20 protein-coding genes and 1 other annotated feature are annotated in these 21,839 nt (G+C 39.3%); of the genes, 5 read left to right on the forward strand and 15 right to left on the reverse strand.

What is annotated here, in order from left to right; translation table 11 throughout:
* From BQ5321_RS18680 to BQ5321_RS18695, 4 genes are all read right to left on the reverse strand, one after another.
* The gene (locus BQ5321_RS18680; RefSeq protein WP_071395927.1) at nt 1–1,437 is read right to left on the reverse strand and encodes a hypothetical protein; all 1,437 of its coding nucleotides are present in this window, start codon (nt 1,435–1,437) and stop codon (nt 1–3) included.
* 85 nt (nt 1,438–1,522) lie between these two features.
* Complete coding sequence (locus BQ5321_RS18685; RefSeq protein ID WP_071395928.1) at nt 1,523–3,028, reverse strand: hypothetical protein; 1,506 nt, start codon at nt 3,026–3,028, stop codon at nt 1,523–1,525.
* A 13-nt stretch (nt 3,029–3,041) separates the two neighbouring features.
* The gene (locus tag BQ5321_RS18690) at nt 3,042–3,533 is read right to left on the reverse strand and encodes a PilW family protein (protein ID WP_071395929.1); all 492 of its coding nucleotides are present in this window, start codon (nt 3,531–3,533) and stop codon (nt 3,042–3,044) included.
* Nucleotides 3,530–3,979 carry a type II secretion system protein gene (locus BQ5321_RS18695; RefSeq protein WP_071395930.1) on the reverse strand — a complete coding sequence of 150 codons (450 nt, stop codon included), beginning with the start codon at nt 3,977–3,979 and terminating at the stop codon, nt 3,530–3,532. Before BQ5321_RS18695 ends, BQ5321_RS18690 begins: the two co-directional genes overlap by 4 nt.
* Nucleotides 3,980–4,377: 398 nt before the next feature.
* Between BQ5321_RS18695 and BQ5321_RS18700 the strand changes: the two genes are divergently transcribed.
* Genes BQ5321_RS18700 through BQ5321_RS18710 form a run of 3 tightly spaced genes read left to right on the forward strand, consistent with a single transcriptional unit; the run spans nt 4,378 to nt 6,626 of the window.
* The gene (locus BQ5321_RS18700; RefSeq protein WP_071395931.1) at nt 4,378–4,839 is read left to right on the forward strand and encodes a type IV pilus modification PilV family protein; all 462 of its coding nucleotides are present in this window, start codon (nt 4,378–4,380) and stop codon (nt 4,837–4,839) included.
* The gene (locus tag BQ5321_RS18705; RefSeq protein WP_084786860.1) at nt 4,836–5,300 is read left to right on the forward strand and encodes a prepilin-type N-terminal cleavage/methylation domain-containing protein; all 465 of its coding nucleotides are present in this window, start codon (nt 4,836–4,838) and stop codon (nt 5,298–5,300) included. The genes BQ5321_RS18700 and BQ5321_RS18705 overlap by 4 nt, the downstream gene beginning before the upstream one ends.
* Nucleotides 5,301–5,303: 3 nt before the next feature.
* Nucleotides 5,304–6,626 (forward strand): hypothetical protein, encoded by a 1,323-nt coding sequence (locus BQ5321_RS18710; RefSeq protein ID WP_071395933.1) that lies wholly within the window; start codon nt 5,304–5,306, stop codon nt 6,624–6,626.
* Nucleotides 6,627–6,678: 52 nt separating this feature from the next.
* Here BQ5321_RS18710 and BQ5321_RS18715 read toward each other — a convergent pair whose 3' ends face one another.
* Together BQ5321_RS18715 and BQ5321_RS18720 are read right to left on the reverse strand one after the other, a co-directional pair.
* Nucleotides 6,679–7,983 (reverse strand): bifunctional folylpolyglutamate synthase/dihydrofolate synthase, encoded by a 1,305-nt coding sequence (locus tag BQ5321_RS18715; RefSeq protein ID WP_071395934.1) that lies wholly within the window; start codon nt 7,981–7,983, stop codon nt 6,679–6,681.
* Between the two features lie 75 nt (nt 7,984–8,058).
* Nucleotides 8,059–10,701 carry a valine--tRNA ligase gene (locus BQ5321_RS18720; RefSeq protein WP_071395935.1) on the reverse strand — a complete coding sequence of 881 codons (2,643 nt, stop codon included), beginning with the start codon at nt 10,699–10,701 and terminating at the stop codon, nt 8,059–8,061.
* A gap of 50 nt (nt 10,702–10,751) precedes the next feature.
* Nucleotides 10,752–10,988: a binding site (T-box leader), on the reverse strand.
* A gap of 174 nt (nt 10,989–11,162) precedes the next feature.
* Here BQ5321_RS18720 and BQ5321_RS18725 point away from each other — a divergent pair.
* Nucleotides 11,163–11,354, forward strand: coding sequence for a hypothetical protein (locus BQ5321_RS18725; protein WP_071395936.1), 192 nt, complete (start codon nt 11,163–11,165; stop codon nt 11,352–11,354).
* Nucleotides 11,355–11,411: 57 nt separating this feature from the next.
* On the opposite strand, the gene ysxE is transcribed toward BQ5321_RS18725, so the two are convergent.
* The 8 genes from ysxE to hemA form a co-directional block, all read right to left on the reverse strand.
* Nucleotides 11,412–12,449: a spore coat protein YsxE gene (gene ysxE / locus BQ5321_RS18730; protein WP_071395937.1), complete on the reverse strand. Its 1,038-nt coding sequence runs from the start codon at nt 12,447–12,449 to the stop codon at nt 11,412–11,414.
* A gap of 24 nt (nt 12,450–12,473) precedes the next feature.
* Complete coding sequence (spoVID, locus tag BQ5321_RS18735; protein WP_071395938.1) at nt 12,474–13,760, reverse strand: stage VI sporulation protein D; 1,287 nt, start codon at nt 13,758–13,760, stop codon at nt 12,474–12,476.
* A gap of 170 nt (nt 13,761–13,930) precedes the next feature.
* The gene (hemL, locus tag BQ5321_RS18740; protein ID WP_071395939.1) at nt 13,931–15,220 is read right to left on the reverse strand and encodes a glutamate-1-semialdehyde 2,1-aminomutase; all 1,290 of its coding nucleotides are present in this window, start codon (nt 15,218–15,220) and stop codon (nt 13,931–13,933) included.
* 88 nt (nt 15,221–15,308) lie between these two features.
* Nucleotides 15,309–16,289 (reverse strand): porphobilinogen synthase, encoded by a 981-nt coding sequence (gene hemB, locus BQ5321_RS18745; RefSeq protein WP_071395940.1) that lies wholly within the window; start codon nt 16,287–16,289, stop codon nt 15,309–15,311.
* 8 nt (nt 16,290–16,297) lie between these two features.
* On the reverse strand, nt 16,298–17,080 hold the full coding sequence (locus BQ5321_RS18750; protein ID WP_071395941.1) for a uroporphyrinogen-III synthase: 783 nt from the start codon (nt 17,078–17,080) through the stop codon (nt 16,298–16,300).
* The gene (gene hemC, locus BQ5321_RS18755; protein ID WP_071395942.1) at nt 17,077–18,012 is read right to left on the reverse strand and encodes a hydroxymethylbilane synthase; all 936 of its coding nucleotides are present in this window, start codon (nt 18,010–18,012) and stop codon (nt 17,077–17,079) included. Before hemC ends, BQ5321_RS18750 begins: the two co-directional genes overlap by 4 nt.
* A 19-nt stretch (nt 18,013–18,031) precedes the next feature.
* Entirely contained in the window at nt 18,032–18,862 is an 831-nt protein-coding gene (locus BQ5321_RS18760; RefSeq protein WP_071395943.1) for a cytochrome C assembly family protein, read from the reverse strand.
* 15 nt (nt 18,863–18,877) lie between these two features.
* The gene (gene hemA / locus BQ5321_RS18765; RefSeq protein WP_071395944.1) at nt 18,878–20,224 is read right to left on the reverse strand and encodes a glutamyl-tRNA reductase; all 1,347 of its coding nucleotides are present in this window, start codon (nt 20,222–20,224) and stop codon (nt 18,878–18,880) included.
* A 461-nt stretch (nt 20,225–20,685) separates the two neighbouring features.
* Between hemA and BQ5321_RS18770 the strand changes: the two genes are divergently transcribed.
* Nucleotides 20,686–21,174: a LiaI-LiaF-like domain-containing protein gene (locus BQ5321_RS18770; protein WP_071395945.1), complete on the forward strand. Its 489-nt coding sequence runs from the start codon at nt 20,686–20,688 to the stop codon at nt 21,172–21,174.
* A 34-nt stretch (nt 21,175–21,208) separates the two neighbouring features.
* Here BQ5321_RS18770 and yihA read toward each other — a convergent pair whose 3' ends face one another.
* Nucleotides 21,209–21,838, reverse strand: a complete 630-nt coding sequence (gene yihA / locus BQ5321_RS18775; RefSeq protein WP_071395946.1) for a ribosome biogenesis GTP-binding protein YihA/YsxC — start codon at nt 21,836–21,838, stop codon at nt 21,209–21,211.
* Between the last annotated feature and the right edge of the window lies 1 nt (nt 21,839).

Genomic DNA, 21,839 nt, shown 5'->3' on the forward strand with positions numbered 1-21,839 from the left:
TTATTTCCTTGAACGACCTTGGGCTATTAATGAAATATCGCTAAAAACTATCTCCTGAGAGGCTTTAGAATTTATTATTAGTTTACCTGCTCCGCTCACAGTCAAATCACCAATGACCTCACCATTAATCGTTACCGTTTGCCCCTTAGATACGTGAATATCAATTCCTTCGTCAGCAAAAAATATCCCGTTATAGGTTGTGCAGTTTGAATGATTTTCAATTTTTAAGTTATTTTTAACTAATAATTGAAATTTAGAGTAATCTGAACGGATACAGGAAGCATTTAAGACCGCATTTTTATGAACATAGATGCTGCTGCCATTATTTATAAAATCCACAGTAGCATTTTTAATAGAAAGGTCGTCCATCGCCACCATTTTCCCGCTTAGATTAAGGGTACTTTTATTGCTAGTATCTCCACCGATGATTAATGATTTATTAACATACAGCCCTTCTAAAAAAGTAAAAGTTCGTTTACCATCTGTATCTTTACTAAATAGAAAGCCTCGCTTGTCCTGCTGAATAACAGTATCTCCAAGAACCGCCAATTTTTTAAAATCAATATCCTCATATTTATTAATGGCTAGAACAAGTACACCAAGCACTGTATATCCACCATTAATGACAACATTTGTATTCTCTAATTGATTCGGAAATTCTAAGACATCTACGGTTAAGAGCCCTAAATCTCGCAAGTCTTTTTTATTATTAAATGCCGCTAGACCTAGGAGTTGACCTTTTCTACAGGCTATGATTCTATTATTCTCTACCCGACTATAACCTCCAGAGCCAATACTGATGAGGCTGCCTAACAGATTTAGTTTCACGACATCGTCAGTCGGAATAGGATAATACCACTGGTCAGGCCCTCTAGGATTAATCACATCTAAATTTAATATCCCTAAATCGAGTCCTATTAGGTCTGTTTCCGTAACATCAATGGGGATGGTTCCTGCCGCATCAAATTTCGCTAACTCCATTGTCGGTGTGTCAAAATCCACCTCAAAGTCGAGTTTATAATAACCAATTAATGTTTCTTCACTCTTCCCATCTGTACCGTAACTATGAACCTGGACAAGATTTCGCTCAATCTCCCCTTCACCATACTCCTTGCTAGTTGTTGATTGGGCTACATCAGGCGGAATAACCGTTACCTTGATTTCACCATTACTAGTAGGTATTTCCCTTCCTTCTTTATATAAGTTAAAAAAGTCCTTCAACTCCTTTAACGTAAGGGACTTTGCCTTTTTAAAATCACTTTCAAAATAGGTAAGACCATCTCTCGCTAGATTACGAGCCTGTACATTGGATTCTGTTTTACTGACTCTATTACTTTCACCAATAACATTACTCAGTAAAGAAATCCCCAGTACAGAAAATATAAGAATCACAAGTAGAACAAGAACAAGCGTTGAGCCTTTATTATTAATATTCATCGCTACTCATCTCGTTTCTGGGTCTATTTTATTAGTGATACTTTTACAAAACTCCGTATAAATCAGAAACAGTTGTGCTTAATTTCTATTCAAAGGATCTTCCTAAAGGAGCTAATGTTATGTTTTCAAATATTACGTCATCATAATAATTAGGGTCTCTATTTATTGTTAATTTTCCACCGCCAATTACCTTAACTTCTCCTATTAATTCACCATTTATGGTGATATCCTGGCCCTTCGTATTGATTTCGATTATATCTTCAGAATAGAATAGCCCATCAAATGTATTACATCTTGAATTATTTTCTAAAGATATTTTCCCTTTAGAAAAAAGATGAAAGTCTTTATCATTCGAAGTGATGCATGCATTTTTAATTAGCGCAACTGGAGGATTCGTAGTTTCCTCCGGTTGAGTGGTACTGGGAGAATCACCATGAACGTATACATTACTATGATTAATCTGTAAATCTACATCCGTTATATTCAAAGTGTCCATTGCGACCATATCACCGCCTAGCTTAAGCTTACTAATATGATTTTTAGTCGCACCAATTATCAATGATTTATTAACATATAACCCTTCTTGAAAGTTAAATGAGCGAAGATTTGGCTTCCGTTCACTCCAACAGGCAATCCCCAGCAGTGTCTTACATGTATAGTCCCTTTTATCCTGTTGTATTAATGCATTACCAACAACGGCTAATTTTTTAAAATTAATATCTCTAAAATCTTTAATCAAATCTAAACCAAGCAATTCGAGTATCCCAAAGTATCCATTAATATTGACATTCGAATCCGGTTCATCTCTAAAATTTAGCAAGTTAACATTTAATAATTTACCTATGAGACCTAGATTTAATAATTCACCTTTCCTTGTCAGGACAACTTGTCTCTTTTCCATCGTTTTAAACCTGTCTCCATCACCAATACTTAAGCCTAATACACTATGTAGTAAATCTATTCCTATGATTTCGTCACTTGGCAATTGATGAAATCTGTCATTATTTCCTCGTAGATTAATTAAACCTAAATCTAATAGCCATATATCTAACCCGATAATATCTTTTTTTGTTAGATCAATCGCTACACCTTCCTTTTGAAAATCAGCTAAGTGATAGGTAGGCTCATCGAAATTGATATCAAAATCTAATTCGTAATTTCCTACTAAAACGTCCTTCTTGGCTCCCTTTTTCTCCCGGCTTTTTACTTGGAATTTTTTTCGTTCTAAGCTCCCTTGAGTATATTTTTGCGGGGAATTTCCATCCTTTAAAATATCAGGCGGTATCACCATTATTTCAACTTCGTCAGTAACGGCGACCCATTTTTCATATTTATGAAAATATATTTTTAGATCTTCTATTGTCGGAGCGTCTAATTTCTTCGTAAATTTATCAACCGTTTGTTTAAAGTCCGCTTCGAAATAGGTGAGACCATCTCTAACTAAATTACGTTCTTGTACATGTGTTTCGGTTTGCTGAACTCTTTTACTTTGACCTACAACATTTCCTATTAAAGAAATTCCCAGCACAGAAAAGATAAGCAAAACCAATAACACTATAACAAGGGTAGAACCCTTTTCATTAGCAGGCACAACCTTTTCACCTCTATTCTTCTTTTTCCACGTTCACAAAAGAAACCTCACTAGTTAATGTGACCTTCTTCGTGTCCTTTCCTTGTACGGCTAAATTTATATGTACCGTTCCGTCATAGACCTTCATTTGTGAGCTATTTAAAATTTTAATGGAGGAAGAATGAAGAGGTTTTCCCTTTATAACTGCTTGCTCATTATCAAAACCTAGTTGAATCTCTTCCGCACTTCCATATTTCGTAATACTTATGAGTTTCGTTTTTTCTCCCTCAGGTACACTAGGCACAGAGGTTACTGACGTTGCTTCAAAGATTTCATTAGCAAACATGGTCATAATGTAATTTGCTTCATCATGCAAGGATACTTCTTTACTTACCTTTTCAAAGCTTTTTGTACCGCTTACAAGTACCCCAACAATAAGGGTTGAAACAACACCGACAAGTGCAAGGGACACCAGCAGCTCGACAAGAGTAATCCCCTTAGCTGATGTTATGAACCGATTCTTCATAATTCCACCAGCCCCTTCACTTTACTTATCAACTTATCATCAGCCCCATAGACTTGAACTTCTACCGGATAAATTCCCAAATTGTCATGCTCAGGATACACAGCTAATTTCACTTCATACTCTTGATTCTTGACAGAGAACTGATATCTGTTTTCACAGTTACTAGCTCCATTGCAATTTCCTTTACCGATTTCTTCATAATTATCTGCGGGGATTGGAAATGTAACATTTTTTCTAATATCACTTAGATACCCCTCGCCTGTCCCGGTATTGACCATTCTTTCTAGTACTTTCTCAGCAAGATTCATTGCCACTAATTGATCTTCATTACTAGTCGTTGCTCGTTGTGCAAAAACAAAATACTGAAAAAACACCGTCAACACAATTCCTAATATCAGGACGGAAGCTAGTATCTCCAATAGCGTAAATCCACGGTCGTTATTCATAGTTATCACTCTTATTATTATTTTTTTATTATTACAAAAAGGAAAAATTAACCTTAGTTATAATATTATAATAACATTTAATTACCAAAATAGTAAGATATTAAATGTGATTTCTGTCACGGTTAAAATGAACTATAATGGTAGTTCTTTCATTCAAAAGGACTTCCTCTACCGAGATAAAATTAAAAATTAATAAAAACAACAAAAATAACACAAATTTCCATTAATAAAGCCTCTTTTTAAATCTAATAATAAAAAATTTAAAGCTAAACGAGGATAGAATATAGTAAAATAATACTATCTAGATATATGTACTAAATTAGGATTAGAATCGAAAATCCCGAGGAAATATTATCCTATTTATAATATTTTCCATTAATCATGGAGGATGGATATCTTTGAATTTTTTTAATCAAAAAGGGACTACCCTAATAGAAGTGCTTTTATCAATCGTCATATTGACTATTGTTTTGACTTCCATAATGAATTTTTTTCCTCAAATGGGACACTTAAATAACAAAAATTTAGCTCATACCAATGCCGTTGGTATTGCAAAAGAAGAGTTATTATTTTGGCAGAATGAGAAAGCTGTATTAAGTGCTCTCGCTAAAAATCAGATGCATACTTTAGAAAACTATAAAGGAGAAGCAGCTGGTTACTATATTTTTGAAAGACAGCTTAATAATTATAAAAGGGAAGTAAAAATTCAAAAAGAGGATGAAAAAAAAGTGAACCCGTCTGGAATTGAGGACGAAGCTAAATATAAAGCACATTATATACACATTACTATTCAAAATAATCAAGACGAATTGATTAGCGAAACGTACGGTTACATTATATATGATACAGGTGTGATATGATGTTCAAACGTAATCAGCAAGGAATAACAGTTATTGAATTATTAATCTCCTTAGCTATTCTTTCATTAATTGGGGTTTTAATTTGGAATGTCTTTTTCCAGGGCCTAGATTTTTCAAGTAAAGAAATAACTAAAAACCGAATGCAGCAGGAAGCAAATATTATCCTCACACATCTAACTAAAATTCATCAAACAGCTGAAGAATATAAAATTGAAACTAACAGTGGTAAGATTTTAGTCACATATCAAGAAGGGGATCAACCACTACAAAAAGTTGCCTTTGAAAATAGTAAACTAACGTTACAAATAAAAAAGCTTGGAGAACAAAGTGAAAATCAGGTGATCGAAGTAAATCCTTTTGTATCCGATATTTCTTTATTAATCCATATTTCGGATATCGATAACCCAAATACAAAAATAACTGTTAATACGCTTTTATCTCGTTTAAGAGGCGGTGAATGATGCATGAATATGAAACGGAATCAGCATGGTTATGCCCTATTAACCACTTTACTTGTTAGTACACTATTAATTTTTATTGCATTCACCTTTTTTGGCCAGTCAGTAAATACGGTGAAACAAAATAAAATCGTGGAAACCAATTCGCAGTCTGTTGCCTTGGCTGAAATGGGCGTAAACTTGGTTGAGTATAAGGTTCGAAATATTTATGAATCTAATAAGTCAGAAATTATCAAACAGATTCAACTTACCCGTGAGGAGGACATTAAAAATAATAGACTTCTATCCAATGAAGTCTATATCCAAAAAGCAGTCGATGAGACGTGGAAGCTGCTTAATGATAAGATTAAAAAGGACACAGATATTACATTAGACGACAAAGCATCAGCATTAATACGTATAGAAAAAATTTACTTCACTAAAAAAGAAAAAGAATTAGATATTGACTTTACGATTTCTGGTATTGAAAATGCAAAAGCCGCTAAAATCAGTACTGATATGTCTATAGACTTTAGTCAGGTCATGACAAATAACGGTAATAATCCATCTAACCCACCTAGTAATGGCGGATATAGTCCTATACTTACTGGGACAGAAATTCCAGATCCCGGTCAATTGGATACATGTAATAGCGCTAAATCAAACTTCACCAATGAAGAATGCCAAATTGAAAAAAGTTCAGTAACATTTGGTAATGATTTAACCTTAAACGATAGTATCTTTAAAGTTATTGGTAAACTTATTGTTGGAAATATGAATAATGACATTAAAAACTCGACACTTTTTATCACAGGTGATTTACAGACAGGACAAATGAATAGTATGAATCAATTGCTACTCCATGTTGGGGGAGATGCAACCATTGGCAACTTAAATGGCAACGGGTTAACAGATTCCACTATTGAAATAATTGGAGAAGCTCAAATAGGAAATGTTAAAATGAAAAATACTACAATGTATATTGGTAATAAAGCCACTATTAATGGTAAAACTACGATTGACGGTAATACTATAATTGGAAATATTAATGGAATGGAAGATTCTACAATATATATAGATTCAATTAAGTCTACTACTATTGCAATAGCAAATCTTGGTAAAAATTCCACATTATGTGTGACCGGTCCTCTCACCATTGGTAATATTAACATAAATAGAAAGGATACTAACAGTAACGTATATGCGAAAAGCAGTATGAATTCAGATGTAATCACAGACGAAAAGGCTTTTAAAAATGCATGTGGTAAAAAATCAGCACCAACTCCACCACCAGTCGCATGGGGAACTCCGGAGATTAATATTAGTTATCGTTATGATTATGATTTATAAGATGACTGAAACACAAAAACAAGCGCATATAGTAGAAGCGCTTGTTTTTGTGTTATATGATTGTATCCTTCAAAAAAACCTTCACCTGCGAAATAAAATACAACGACCCAGTCACAACTAATATCTCATTCTCCTTCAATGTGGTATATTCTGCCATAATCGCCTTTTGCCAATCCTCCTGCACTTTTCTCTGAGATGAACGGCTTAGATTGTACAATGCCTCTGCCATCGATGCTCGTGGATAGTCAAAGCTGACAAACGTCATTTCATCTGCTGTCTTGTCCAGCTTTTCAATCATCTTATCCAATTTTTTATCAGACAGTGCTGAAAAAATCAGCTTAATTCTCTTGTCACCATACCTTTTCGTCAGCTCTGCAGTTAGGGCAGTGATTCCTTCTTCATTATGTGCTCCATCAAGAATCAGGAGAGGATTATGCGAGACTATCTCAAAACGACCTGGCCAATAAGCATCCTTCAAACCAGTAAGAATTTGACTGTCACTGATTTGGAAACCATGCTCCTTATCCAGCTGCTTAGCAGCCATAATCGCCAGGGCTGCATTTTCCGTTTGATGCTGACCAAACATACTTATGGTTATGTTTTGAAGCTCCTGCTCTTCATGCTGCCAAGTAAAGACTTCGCCTGTTTCTATCGAGTGATGATTCTTTACGAAAAAATCCTCATACAATAAATAGACTCCAGCATTCATTTCCTTTGCTCTATTGACAATGACTTCCTTTGCCTCAGGCTGTTTGACTGCTGAAATAAGGCAGGTATCTTTTTTAATGATTCCCGCTTTTTCAAAGGCAATTTCCTCATAGCTGTTTCCGAGGAACTGGGTGTGGTCCAAGCCGATATTTGTAATGATGGACAATAGCGGATGAATGACATTGGTTGAATCAAAACGGCCACCAAGACCAACCTCAAAGATAGCGAGATCGACTGGATGCATTTCAGCAAAATAGTAAATCGCCATCGCGGTAATGATCTCAAATTCAGATGGACCACCGAGCTCCGTGTCCTCCAGCTTGATTGATAGCGGGTAAATGACATTCGCCAGCTGCACGATTTCTTCATCTGTAATCGGAAATCCATTCAAGCTGATGCGTTCATTAAATTGCTCGATATAGGGAGAAGTAAAGGTACCCGTTTCGTAGCCGGCATGTTCCATAATGTTACGCAAATAGGTTACCGTCGAGCCTTTGCCATTCGTTCCCCCGATATGAACATATTTAATCTTCCGTTCCGGATGATTCAGCTTCTCCAGCATCCATTCCATTCGCATCAGACCCGGTTTAATCCCCACACGAAGCCGGGAATGAATCCAGTGCAGTGCTTCTTCATATGTCTGAAACATGATGAATTCTCCTCATATTAATGGTGCCTGGCACCACATATTTATCCCTATGCGGTGCCTGACACCCATCATTAATTAGCCTCTTAATTCCTTTAAGCGTTCTTCTACTGCAGCACGCTTTTCGGTGTAATCTTTTTCTTTTGCTTTTTCTTCCTCGATTACCTTAGCAGGTGCTTTACTTACGAAGCCTTGATTGCTGAGCTTCTTCTGAACACGCTCAACCTCTTTATTTAATTTATCCCATTCCTTTTCAAGGCGGGCAATTTCTTCGTCAAGATTAATCAAGCCTTCAAGCGGAAGGATAATTTCAGCTCCAGTCACAATCGATGTCATCGCTTTGTCTGGAATCGCAACGTCTGTTGCCAGCGTTAATTCCTCTGGGTTACAGAAGCGCTCAAGATAGGCTTTATTGTTTTCAAGCGTTGCCAGTACACCTTGATCCTTTGCTTTCACCATCATTTTAATTTTCTTGCTCATCGGTGTATTAACCTCTGCACGGCTGTTACGAACAGAGCGGATGATTTCCACTAAAAGCTTCATTTCCTCTGCAGCCTTCACATCTGTAAAGGAAGGATTCACTTCCGGCCATGCTGCGACCGTAATCGATTCCCCTTCATGTGGAAGGTTCTGCCAAATCTCCTCTGTGATAAATGGCATGAATGGATGTAATAACCGCATGGTGTTATCTAGAACATAGGCTAGAATGGAACGGGTTGTTTTCTTTGCCGCTTCATCCTCACCGTATAACGGCAGCTTCGCCATCTCAATATACCAGTCACAGAAATCATCCCAAATGAAGTTGTAAAGAACACGTCCTACTTCACCGAATTCATAGCGATCCGAAAGTCTTGTTACATGCTCAATCGTTTCATTTAGACGAGTTAAAATCCATTTATCAGCTACTGATTTTTCACCGCTTAAATCAATTTCCTCATACTTCATGCCGTTCATATTCATCAAGGCAAAACGGGAAGCATTCCAAATCTTATTCGCAAAGTTCCAGGTTGACTCGATTTTTTCTAGGCTGAAGCGTAAATCCTGACCAGGTGATGAGCCGGTTGCAAGGAAATAGCGCAGAGCGTCAGCCCCATACTTGTCAATGACATCCATTGGGTCAACACCGTTGCCAAGTGATTTACTCATCTTTCTGCCTTCTGCATCACGAATCAGGCCGTGAATCAACACATCCTTGAATGGACGCTGCCCTGTAAATTCAATTCCTTGGAAAATCATCCGTGATACCCAGAAGAAAATAATATCATAGCCTGTTACAAGCGCATCTGTTGGGTAGTAGCGTTTATAATCTGCGGCGTCTTGATTCGGCCAGCCTAATGTTGAGAACGGCCAGAGGGCGGAGCTGAACCAAGTATCTAACACGTCATTGTCCTGCTGCCAATTCTCACTGTCTGCCGGTGCTTCTGTACCCACATATACCTCGCCTGTTTCTTTATGATACCAGGCAGGAATTCGGTGTCCCCACCATAGCTGACGAGAAATACACCAGTCGCGAATATTTTCCATCCAGCGTAAATAGGTTTTTTCAAAGCGGTCTGGAACAAAGTTGACTTTTCCTTCCTGCTGTTGCAGTTCAATTGATGCATCGGCTAATGGCTGCATTTTGACAAACCATTGTGTGGATAGATATGGTTCAACCACCGCGCCGCTACGTTCAGAATGGCCGACAGAATGCAGGTGGTCCTCAATCTTAAATAAGACGCCCTGCTCCTCGAGATCCTTAACAATTTGCTTACGGCATTCAAAACGGTCAAGACCTTGATATTTGCCTGCCTTCGCGTTCATTGTGCCATCTTCATTCATCACTAGAACACGCTCTAGATTGTGACGATTCCCTACCTCAAAGTCATTCGGATCATGCGCAGGGGTAATTTTCACGGCACCAGAACCAAATTCCATATCGACATAATCATCACCGACAATTGGAATTTCACGGCCGACAATTGGTAAAATAACGGTTTTGCCAATTAAATGCTTGTAGCGTTCATCCTCAGGGTGAACGGCAACAGCTGTATCACCTAGCATCGTTTCAGGACGAGTGGTTGCAATTTCAATCGAGCCTGAACCATCTGCTAAAGGATATCTCATATGATAAAAGGCACCTTGAACATCTTTATAAATAACCTCAATATCAGAAATCGCTGTTTTCGTTGCTGGGTCCCAGTTAATAATATATTCACCGCGATAGATAAGACCTTTTTCATACAGCTTAACAAAGACCTCGTTCACTGCCTTTGAAAGACCCTCATCCATTGTAAAACGCTCACGAGAGTAATCAAGCCCAAGTCCTAGCTTTGCCCATTGCTCACGGATAAAGCCAGCGTACTCTTCCTTCCACGCCCATGTCTGCTCTAAAAACTTTTCACGGCCTAAATCGTAGCGGCTTTTTCCTTCTTCACGCAGCTTAGCCTCTACCTTTGCCTGTGTCGCAATACCGGCATGGTCCATTCCTGGCAGCCAGAGAACGTCATAGCCCTGCATTCGTTTCATTCTTGTTAAAATATCCTGAAGCGTTGTATCCCAGGCATGACCTAAATGAAGCTTACCTGTAACGTTTGGCGGCGGGATAACGATTGTGTAAGGCTGTTTTTCCTGATCATCCTTCGCTTCGAAAAATTTTCCTTTTAACCACCATTGGTATCTGCCCTTTTCAATCGAATTGGGATCATATTTCGTTGGCATTGTTAATTCATTTTGTTCCATCTTTAAATCCTCCTATGCTTGTTAAACACAATAAAAAACCCCATTCGTCATAAAAGGACGAATGGAGCTGTTGTTCGCGGTACCACCTTTTTTCCGAGCAGAAATAAAACCTGCCGGCACTTAAATGGATAACGGAGTTCCCGTCTTTTACTACTCAAAGCTAGCTTCTTTCGCAAAAGATGCTCGAGGGTGACCTTCCAATGGCTTCACTTAGAAAGCCTTTCAGCAGCTGGCTCTCCTCTCTAAAAGCAAAGGGTCATTGTACTTTTCCCTGTCAATGCATTTATGTAATGAATGATAACCATATAGTATCGAAAAAATAGACTAATCGTCAATAAGGATTGCCGGTTTTTTTATCATTTATACATCTTAGAACGATACCTATAACGTTTTACAGGCACTTATCTATGTAATGAATCATACACTGTGATAAGGATGCTTTTCAATAAGGGGGAAATCCAATGAAAAGACGATATAATCCTTACTCACTTCCACCCTGGCTGCGGACGCTTAGAGGGGCTTGCCAGCAATTTGCGATTCCGTTTAGTGTGTTTCAGGCAATCCGGACCCTTCTGCTGCCGACAGCCTTTGATGTCTTATTGTTAGCCTTCCTCATTCTACTTGCCTGCGCTTTCCATCTTGACCTTATTTAGGCCTGAACATTTATTATTTCCTTTATAACTTCCCAGGCAGAGGAATAGCCCAGCAGATTAAGAATCCTGCTGGGCTGCTTCTTCCTGTTTTTTTTGCCTCTCAATCTCATCGATTCGAAAGACAATATATTCCGTATTTTTCAAGTACCAATAATCCCTTTGCAGCTTTTGGACAGCCTTCCGTTCGTTTCGTTTCTTTCCTTCCTGAAAAAACCGCCGTGCATTTTTAATCAAATTTCCCGGATGGGCTAAATAGCTTAAAAATAACTGCATTTCATCCTCTTTTAGAGGGAAATATTTAAAGTACGTGTACAACCAATCCACCATTTCTTCGGACTGCTTTAGGTACCCCTTTAGGGACCTTGCCATAAAAGGCAGTAAATCATGGATAGGCGCTCCAATATCCGCCTTTTCAAAATTAATAAAATAGCCATAGCCTTTTTCGTCAAAAATAAAATGATCGATGGCCATATTCCCGTGTACAATTACAATACGTGCCTTTTCTTTCTCTTTTGTCCCCTCGTACCAATCATTCAATTTTTGTTTAGAGAAAAACAGTGCCTGCTTGACCGTATGGTAATACGTACAAAACAACAGCTCGAAGGGTGACATATAAATTTTTCTTTCACAGGCATCTAAAAGCTCATCTAAGAATTCCTCTTCCTGCTCTAGCTCCGCCTTCGTTTTTTCATAATGAACCGTTCTTTCCTCTTTATTTACCTTTATTTCACGAGCCGAAATGGAATGGAGTCGGGCAAGCTCACGAAATAGCTGCTGCTGACTTTCAAACGGATCCCTTTTTTCTTCATTTGAAAGCCAGGGCATTAAATAATAAAGATGGTTCTCATCTAAAACCGCATAACGGCCATCCAGAGTCGGATAGATTGGAACGATACGATTATAGCCCTTTTGATATAAGGTTTGAACATGCCTGATAAAGTCAATTCCATGCTGAGGGTTAATTTTTTTAAAAGCAAAAATACCATGGTTTGAATAAACCTTATGGATATTCCCCATATCCTCCACGAAATAGGGCTCAATCCTATAGCTTCTTAATAATTGAGCTATTTTTTTTAAGCTATCAGATTCTCTCATATGATCCCTCTATTTTTATGGGACTTACCTTTGAGTTTGAGCTATAGGTATATACAATACTTGACCTTCGTAAATATCTTGATTTAATTCCATCTGATTCACTCTCTGAATTTGTGCAACGGGTACCTCATATCGCTCGGAAATGAGATCCAATGTTTCTCCGTTTTGCACAATACACATCGTTACTCTTGTATGCTCTTCCTCTGCCTTTCGGGCAAAGAACTCTGATAAGGTAAGGCTTTGTTTGTTCTTCCATTTTTTACTCTTTTTCTTATCAGTATCATCTGATGGTGAATCCTCTTCCTCTATTTCATCGAGCATTTCCTCCATCTCTAAAGTCTTAACCTTTTCAGGTGCTTCTGTCTTCTCATCTAATCCCTCTGTTATCTCCTCGACCTTTTCTTCTAGCACAGGCGATGCTGGCTTCTGAGGTTCTTCACTTCGTTTAGATGAAAAAACAATTTCAGGTAAAGAGGCCGGCTCGGTTTCCTCTTCTCTCGGATTCTCCTGCTCCGTTTCCCTGAATATTACTTCAGGTTCCGGATATTCTGGCTCTTCGGAATACGTATGCTTGGTTACGGTCGGATTTACATCTTTTCGCTCGTATAAATATTCCGATTGATTAGCTTTGTCCAGATTAGCCTCTTCTTGTTCAGCGTCTTCTGCCTGATAATCATCCTGTATTTCAGCTTGAGGATTTTTTCTGGCCGCCACCTCGAATGGTTTAAATATTTCTGATGATTCTTCGTCGGTATATTGTGGTTTGGCAAATGGATTTTTCCTTTCGTCATAATCTTCCTCAGGTAAAATGGATTCGCGATATGCCGGCTCAAATTCATATGATATAGGCTCTGGATAATCATCCTGTATCAGCTCATGCTGCTGTTCACCATATAAGCCAGTAATCATTAAATCAGCAGACAGTCGTAAACAGCTTTTCTCTGGAAAGGCATAATCAAAGGTCTCCACTGTCACTTGTATGTCATTCAGATCCTCAATTCGATTTTTCGGGATGGTAATCTCTACTGGAAATAAGTGCGAAAATAAATGTACGCCCTCTTCCCTTACCTCCACGGTTTGAATGAGCTTTGGATTTGCAAAATACTCCACTTCCTCGGCATCTAACTGATCACGATTATATTCGCCTGATAACTCCAGCGAGCCTTTAATGGTCACATATTGATCGCTTTCCTTTATCGTAATGATTGGATCAAGAGAGATCGACACAAGCTCATCGACTTCCTGTCCTTTTTGAAACCAAACTGACTCTTCTAGCGAGAATCGTAAATAGGATTGATTTCCATGCGACAAAGCGAACTCCTCCCTTCCATTCCATCCTGTTACTCACTATGTCATTAATCACTCTATGAATCTGGAGGAAATATTATGAGTTCCAAGCCACAAAAAAACACCCATCATGAAAATGGGTGCTTTTAACTTCATTCAGCAAATGCTTTTTGTACCGAAAATACCTTTCTCGATTACTTGCGCAAGGTAGAGAAAGAATATTCAATGGCAGAGATTGTTTTTTCAATATCTTCATCACTGTGTGACTTCGATAAGAACAAGCCTTCAAATTGGGATGGAGGCAGAAATACGCCCTGCTCTGCCATCGCACGGTAATAAGCAGCAAAAAAGTCTAAGTTAGATTGTTTAGCTGTATCATAATTGATGACCGCTTCATTGGTAAAGAAGAAGCCTATCATGGAGCCAGCACGATTTACGGTTGCCGGTACATCATATTTCTCGGATGCAGCCTTAATACCAGCTTCCAGTCGGTCTCCTTTACGCTCAAATTCTTTATAATCAGCCTCTGTCAGCTGACGAATCGTTTCATAGCCAGCAGTCATAGCAAGCGGGTTGCCTGATAATGTACCCGCTTGATAAATGGTACCGCTCGGAGCCACTTTTTCCATTATTTCCGCTTTACCGCCATAAGCTCCAACCGGAAGTCCTCCTCCAATGACTTTACCGAGACAGGTAATATCAGGAGTAATACCAAAATAACCCTGTGCACAGTTATAGCCAACACGGAAGCCTGTCATGACTTCATCAAAGATCAGCAGCGCTCCGTACTCAGTCGTCAGCTCGCGAAGACCCTCTAAGAAGCCTGGAAGTGGTGGTACAACACCCATATTTCCTGCTACCGGCTCAACAATCACTCCGGCAATATCTTTGCCAAATTGTTCGAATGCATACTTCACACCATCTAAATCATTGTAGGCAACCGTTAGGGTATTTTTCGCTACGCCTTCAGGAACACCTGGGCTGTCCGGTAAGCCTAATGTTGCTACACCAGAGCCAGCCTTAATTAATAAGGAGTCAGAGCTTCCGTGATAGCAGCCTTCAAATTTTAAAATAATGTTACGACCCGTGTATCCTCTTGCAAGTCTTAAGGCACTCATGGTCGCCTCTGTACCAGACGAAACCATACGGATCATTTCCACGGATGGTACACGTTCGATGACCAGTTTAGCTAATTGATTTTCTGTTAATGAGGGAGCACCGAAGCTTGTCCCTAACTCTGTCATTTTCTTTAACGCTTCTACTACCTGATCATTAGAATGTCCTAAAATCAGCGGACCCCAAGATAGAACATAATCAATATATTCATTGCCATCGATGTCATAGATTTTGGAACCCTTTCCTCTTTCCATAAAAATCGGATCCATATTAACAGATTTAAAAGCACGTACCGGGCTGTTAACACCGCCTGGCATTAAGTTTACAGCTTCTTGAAAGGCTTTCTTAGATTTTTCGTAAGAGCGCATGGTGATCCCTCTTTCCTCGTAATTATTCCACTGCAAATATCAATGGATTATTCTATCTATTGCTTTTTATTCTTTGATTCTCATTAGATTACTGCTCTTTCAGCCAGCGGGCTGCGTCCTTTGCATGGTAGGTAATAATGAGATCGCTGCCGGCACGCTTCATACCTGTCAGCATTTCCATGACAACGCCCTTTTCATCGATCCAGCCATTAGCCGCTGCCGCTTTTACCATAGAAAATTCTCCGCTTACATTGTAGGTGACAATCGGAAGGTTGAAACGGTCCCTCACATCGCGAACAATATCCAGGTATGGCATCCCCGGTTTGACAATTAGGAAATCGGCTCCTTCTTGTACATCTGATTCAGCTTCACGAAAAGCCTCAAGTCGATTGGCTGGATCCATCTGGTACGCTTTTCTATCTCCAAATTGAGGTGTACTGTCTGCCGCGTCACGGAATGGACCGTAGAAGGCAGAAGCATATTTAACAGCGTATGACATGATTGGAACATTTTCGAAGCCCGCTTCGTCTAAGCCTTTACGAATTGCTGCCACAAACCCATCCATCATGTTGGAAGGTGCAATGATATCAGCTCCTGCGCGCGCCTGACTAACCGCTGTTTGAACTAATAATTCAAGCGATGGGTCATTTAAGACCTGATCCTTTTCAATGACACCGCAATGTCCATGGCTTGTATATTCACATAGGCAAGTATCCGCAATGACAACGATGTCCTGATATCGTTCTTTAATAAAACGTGCAGCCTCCTGGACGATGCCATGATCATGGTAGGCACCTGAACCACACTCATCCTTTTCGTTCGGAATCCCGAATAATAGAACGGACTTAATCCCTAATGAAACGACCTCATCCATCTCTTCTGATAGTCTATCAAGTGAATACTGATAGACTCCGGGCATGGACGAAATTTCATTTTTAATATTATTCCCTTCAATGACAAAGATAGGATAAATAAAATCCTCCACTCTTATGAAAGTTTCTCTTACTAACGCACGCATTGAAGCAGATTGTCTTAATCTACGGTGACGTGTAAATTGTAAATCCATCATTACCCCTCCTATAAGGATGATACCTTTAATAAATAATCAGCTACTTCTTTTATTAAATTTTCAACTGTGTAGACAGAAGGAACGGCATGAATCGTCAAGCCCCAGCTTTCCGCCTTTTTGTGTGCAACAGGTCCAATACAGGCAAAAACACACCGTTGTATTCGATCAGATAGACCGTTTTCTTCTACAACCTGCATAAAATGATCAATTGTTGAAGGACTTGTAAAGGGAATAATATCGAGCTTATTCTCTGAAAGCAGACGGGCTAGTTTTTCTTTACTTTCCTCTGGAAAATAGGTTTCATAGATCACGATTTCATCCACTATTGCCCCAATATGACGTAATTCAGTTGAAATATAATCCCTTGCCAAATTACCCTTTGGAATTAATACCCTGTCCCCGGCTTTCACCAACGGACAAAATTCCATGACAAACGCTTCCGCCACATACTCAGCCGGAATAAAATCCACCTTCAAGCCCTGCGCCTCTATCGCCTGTGCCGTTTTCTCACCAATAGCGGCAATTTTAAGGGGCAGCGTAGTCCCTTTTGGCCAATGCGATAAAAAGGCTGTTACTGCCACACTGCTTGTTAAAATCAACCAATCGTATGTATGGAGCTTTTTCATTATGTCTTGATGTTCTTCTAAAAATGCAGTGGGCCTGAAAGCCAATAAAGGAATCTCAATAGGTGTCCCGCCAAATTTTCTTACAACATCTGAAAAAGCCTTCGCCTGACCCTTTCCCCTTGGAACTAATACCGTTTTATTTTTGAGGGGGGACGAGGCAGTCATTCCCGGTCAAGCTCCTCTTTCACACTATCAATTAACTTCTTTGCACCCTTCTCAATCAACGTTTGCGCAAGCATTTCACCAAGCTCCTCAGGATTTTGCCCACTTATCGCTTCCTTGTAAATGGTGGTTCCATCCGGTGAAGCAACCAATCCGGTTAAAACGATTTCAGCTTGGTCTGTTAGCTTTGCAAAGCCGGCAATCGGCACCTGGCAGCCGCCTTCCATTCTATTTAAAAACGCTCTTTCGGCTAGTACCGTCTGCTGTGTTTCCAAACAGGTAAATTTCTTCAACAGTCCTAATAATTCCTCATCACTTCCACGGCATTCAATGGAAAGGGCCCCTTGTCCCACTGCTGGCAGACAAACCTCAGGCTCAAGGAACTCTGTGACAACATCCTTTGCCCAGCCCATCCGAGATAGTCCTGCAGCCGCTAAAATAATCGCATCATAGTCTTCATTTTCCAGCTTCGACAACCTCGTATCAATGTTTCCTCGAATCCATTTGATCTCAATATCAGATCGTTGCGCCAACAGCTGCGCACCTCTGCGCAGGCTGCTTGTTCCTACAACAGCACCGGGCTTTAAATCATGAAATTTAACATGATTCTTAGAGATAAAGGCATCACGATAATCCTCACGCTCTGGAATACATCCGATCACAAGGCCATCTGGCAGAACAGCAGGCATATCCTTCATACTATGGACAGCCATATCAATCTCTTTATCAAGCATCGCTTGTTCAATTTCCTTTACGAATAAGCCTTTACCGCCTACCTTTGAAAGCGTGACATCTAAAATTTTATCACCCTTTGTGACTATTTCTCTTACTTCAAAATCAAAGGAATCATCCAATGCTTTCAACTGTTTAATAACCCAATTCGTTTGTGTTAACGCAAGCTTGCTGCGTCTTGAACCGACAATAATTTTTCTCATAATGAGCCTCCTAGCTAGTCTACAACCAAATGTGGAAGGATGAAAAACTTCCAATTAGGAAGAAATTAATTAATAGAATGAGAAATGCTGCAATATTCCACAGTGCAAGCGACTTTCCAGCTAATCCTCTTCTAATTCGTAAATATAAATAGACACAGTAAATGGCAAGTACAAATACGGAACCAATAATTTTCGGGTCAACCCAGGATAAATTTGGCAGCTTAAGATACGCCCATTGTGATCCTAGTATGACCCCAATCATCAGCATAGGCGCTCCAATCACATTTGATACGTAGGACATCTGTTCAAGCTTGGATAAATCTGAAATTCGCCAAAGTCTTTTTCCCCATTTTTTCCCTTTTAATAAATTATACTGCAATAAGTATAGTAGCGAGAAGACGAATGATAAAGAAAAAGCTCCATAGGATAGAATAGCTGCCGTAATATGGATTAATAGCAGTTCTGATACGAGCTGCTGCGCCATTACCGTTGAGTCCAATTGATCAGGTGCAAAAGTATGTATAACCATAAACATGAAACCAATTACATTTGTGAAAAAGACAATAAAATCAACTCGTAAAAGACGATTGATAATGAGTGAGAGAGTAATTAGTACCCACACATAAAAATAAAGGCCCTCAAAAATAGTCAGCACAGGAAAGCGTCCCGTATTGACCATGTATAAGTACAAAAAAATCGACTGCAAAACCCATACAAACGAAAGTAACCAGAAGGCAGTACGGTTTGCCCTCCGGTTATGATGTAGAAAATCAATGAAATATAACAATACGCTTACGGCATACAGAATAACCGTTAACTCATGCAGCCGCGTCATTACGTTATCCATCATAGCCGGATGACCTCTTTATGATTGAAAGGCAGGCTGTGATGAATGAACATTTACCGGTTTTTGTTCGGCCGCTTTCACTTCTCGTTGTTTTTCAACAAGCTCTTCAATATTAAAAATAGACATAAACAATTCTAATTTTTCATCAGCATTCTTAGAACCGGCTAATTCCTTCGCTTGTAATATTGGATCCTTTAACATCTGATTAATGATACTCTTAGTATGTTTGTTCAATACCTTCCTATCACGGTCACTCAAATGGGAAAGCTTTCTCTCAAGACTTTTCATTGTTTCTGCCTGTATAGAAAGTGCCTTTTCACGAAGAGCAGATATCACAGGAACCACACCCAGCATGTTTAACCATTGCTTAAATTCTACGATTTCCTGCTCTACCATTAAGAGAATCGTTTCAGCCGCCTTTTTCCGCTCCTGCAGATTGGCTTCCACAATCCCTTCTAAATCATCGATATCATATAGGAACACGCTATCCAATTCACTTAAGGCTGGGTCTAAATCACGGGGTACAGCAATATCAACCATGAATAAAGGCTTGCCTTTTCGCTTTTTCTCAACGTTTTCTATCATATTCTTTGTAATGACAAAATCCTTTGCTCCTGTCGAGCTGATTAGAATATCAGCATCCATTAATGCTGCTTGCAGCTCATCCATGGATTTAGCGATTCCATTAAATCGATTAGCCAAATTCTCCGCTTTTTCAAAGGTACGATTAATAACCGTCACTTTCTTGGCACCGTTCCCATGAAGATTCTGGATAGCTAACTCACCCATTTTTCCGGCTCCAATGATGAGCACATGTTTGTTTTCAAGGGTTCCAAAGATTTTCTTCGCCAATTCCACAGCTGCATAGCTGACAGATACGGCATTCGCACCGATGTCCGTTTCAGAATGAGCCCGTTTGGCAAGCGTAACAGCCTGCTTGAACAACTGATTAAATACAGTGCCTGTTGTATTCTCTTCCTGTGCAAGTAAAAAGCTTGAACGAACCTGACCTAGAATCTGTGTTTCCCCAAGCACAAGTGAGTTCAAACCACACGCTACGTTATAAAGATGCTCAATGGCACCATCTTGTTCATAAATGAATAGAAAAGGTGAAAATTCAGACTGCTCTATTTCGAACCATTCTGCCAGAAACTCTTTAATATAGTATCTGCCAGTGTGTAATTGATCCACGACCGCATAGATTTCTGTTCGGTTGCATGTTGATAGAATGACATTCTCGAGAATACTCTTTTTGCCATTCAGCCTTTTCATCGCTTCCCCTAATTGCGATGGATCAAATGTCAACCGTTCACGAATTTCTACTGGGGCCGTTTTGTGATTAATCCCAACGACAATAATATGCATGTTATTTTTATCCCCCTAAAAAATAAGCATAATTCCCCTGCCATCATTATAGCACGTGTCCTATTTATATTTTTTTGCAAATATATGAATATATACTAAATTCTTTTTTTGATATGATAGAAGTGTATAATATCTCAAGGATTCCTTCATAATGTGGTACTATTTAATCAAATTCGCCCGTCGAATTTGCGTCCGAATTTTTATCGAGCTCGCTCGATAAACTACCTTTAAAAAATCCGTGACATCCGCCGGAGGCTTAACTTCATTCAGCCGGGGTTTGAACCCCCACTGAATCGAAGAACCATTTGCATTCATCCCCCACTTGTAGAAGTGGAGGATGAATGCTGAATGAAGTTAAAATATAGTAACACATTACTACAGGATTCGATTATATTCTTATATAAGTACAGTAACAAAAAAACAAACAATATTCAAGAAATCATAATTGGAAGGATTGTCATATGAAGAATCTGAGTATATTCCCTGGTATCATATTAATTGGCTTTGGAGGCTTTTTTTTCTTACAGCAAGGAAATTTCCCCCTGTTAGCTGAGTTTATGTCTTGGCCGACACTGCTCATGATTGTCGGAATCGCCTTTCTATGCCAGGGCTATGGCGGAAAAGACTATGAGGCCATTTTACCAGGTGTTATTCTAACCGGCTTCGGCTTTCACTTTCATGTTGTAAACCGCCTGTCGATTTGGCCGGATGCACTTGGAGTTTTTATTCTAATCATTTCACTGGGGTTTTTACTTCGTTATCAGAAAACGAGAAACGGACTTTTCCAGGGCGTTCTTTTCCTTGCCTTAGCCGGACTGCTGCTTTTTTACAATCAAGTAATGAGCTGGTTTGGTCTGCTCGAAAACAGGATCGAAGCCTATAGTAAATTCTGGCCTGCCGCTTTGATTCTTGTTGGTGTCTACTTATTATTGTTCAAAAGAAAAAAATAACAGCCTAAAATAGGTTAGAGAAAGAAGCGGAACATTAATGTTCCGCTTCTTCCGTATTCTCGGCCTCTTCTTCTGAAGAATCCTTCATATAGCTATTCATGACGGCCCAAGCTTTGTCCTTCCCATAGCCAGTATCAGCTGAAAACAGGACAATGGTGTCACTCGGATCAAGCTCGAGTGTTTCTCTTGTGATTTTCAGATGCTTTTGCCATTTTGATTTTGGAATTTTATCGGCTTTCGTATTGATAATGATGCAGGGAATATCATAATGCTTTAGAAACTGATACATCATTACATCATCCGCTGTCGGTGGATGGCGTAAATCAATGATTAACACGACAGCCTTAAGCTGCTCCCTTGATGTCAAATAGGTTTCGATCATCCTGCCCCATGCCGCACGCTCTGTTTTCGAGACCCGTGCATATCCATAGCCTGGAACATCTACAAAATAAAATTCCTCATTAATGAGATAGAAATTTAATGTTTGTGTTTTCCCCGGCTTTGAGGAGGTACGGGCAAGATTTTTTCGATTCAATACTTTATTAATAAAGGACGATTTCCCAACATTTGACCGGCCGGCTAATGCAAACTCCGGCAAAAAATCATCTGGATATTGTTCAGGCTTTACAGCACTTATGACAATATCAGCACTTTTAATTTTCATT

Source organism: Bacillus tuaregi (genome assembly GCF_900104575.1).
Lineage (GTDB): Bacteria > Bacillota > Bacilli > Bacillales > Cytobacillaceae > Bacillus_BD > Bacillus_BD tuaregi.

Coding starts and splice junctions, on each gene's coding strand:
- hemC (WP_071395942.1), bottom strand. CDS start 18,012: ATGAGAAAAATTATTGTCGGTTCAAGACGCAGCAAGCTTGCGTTAACA.
- BQ5321_RS18690 (WP_071395929.1), bottom strand. CDS start 3,533: ATGAAGAATCGGTTCATAACATCAGCTAAGGGGATTACTCTTGTCGAG.
- BQ5321_RS18705 (WP_084786860.1), top strand. CDS start 4,836: ATGATGTTCAAACGTAATCAGCAAGGAATAACAGTTATTGAATTATTA.
- BQ5321_RS18725 (WP_071395936.1), top strand. CDS start 11,163: ATGAAAAGACGATATAATCCTTACTCACTTCCACCCTGGCTGCGGACG.
- BQ5321_RS18680 (WP_071395927.1), bottom strand. CDS start 1,437: ATGAATATTAATAATAAAGGCTCAACGCTTGTTCTTGTTCTACTTGTG.
- BQ5321_RS18695 (WP_071395930.1), bottom strand. CDS start 3,979: ATGAATAACGACCGTGGATTTACGCTATTGGAGATACTAGCTTCCGTC.
- hemB (WP_071395940.1), bottom strand. CDS start 16,289: ATGATGGATTTACAATTTACACGTCACCGTAGATTAAGACAATCTGCT.
- hemL (WP_071395939.1), bottom strand. CDS start 15,220: ATGCGCTCTTACGAAAAATCTAAGAAAGCCTTTCAAGAAGCTGTAAAC.
- hemA (WP_071395944.1), bottom strand. CDS start 20,224: ATGCATATTATTGTCGTTGGGATTAATCACAAAACGGCCCCAGTAGAA.
- BQ5321_RS18720 (WP_071395935.1), bottom strand. CDS start 10,701: ATGGAACAAAATGAATTAACAATGCCAACGAAATATGATCCCAATTCG.
- BQ5321_RS18770 (WP_071395945.1), top strand. CDS start 20,686: ATGAAGAATCTGAGTATATTCCCTGGTATCATATTAATTGGCTTTGGA.
- yihA (WP_071395946.1), bottom strand. CDS start 21,838: ATGAAAATTAAAAGTGCTGATATTGTCATAAGTGCTGTAAAGCCTGAA.
- BQ5321_RS18710 (WP_071395933.1), top strand. CDS start 5,304: ATGAATATGAAACGGAATCAGCATGGTTATGCCCTATTAACCACTTTA.
- ysxE (WP_071395937.1), bottom strand. CDS start 12,449: ATGAGAGAATCTGATAGCTTAAAAAAAATAGCTCAATTATTAAGAAGC.
- BQ5321_RS18750 (WP_071395941.1), bottom strand. CDS start 17,080: ATGACTGCCTCGTCCCCCCTCAAAAATAAAACGGTATTAGTTCCAAGG.
- BQ5321_RS18715 (WP_071395934.1), bottom strand. CDS start 7,983: ATGTTTCAGACATATGAAGAAGCACTGCACTGGATTCATTCCCGGCTT.
- BQ5321_RS18760 (WP_071395943.1), bottom strand. CDS start 18,862: ATGATGGATAACGTAATGACGCGGCTGCATGAGTTAACGGTTATTCTG.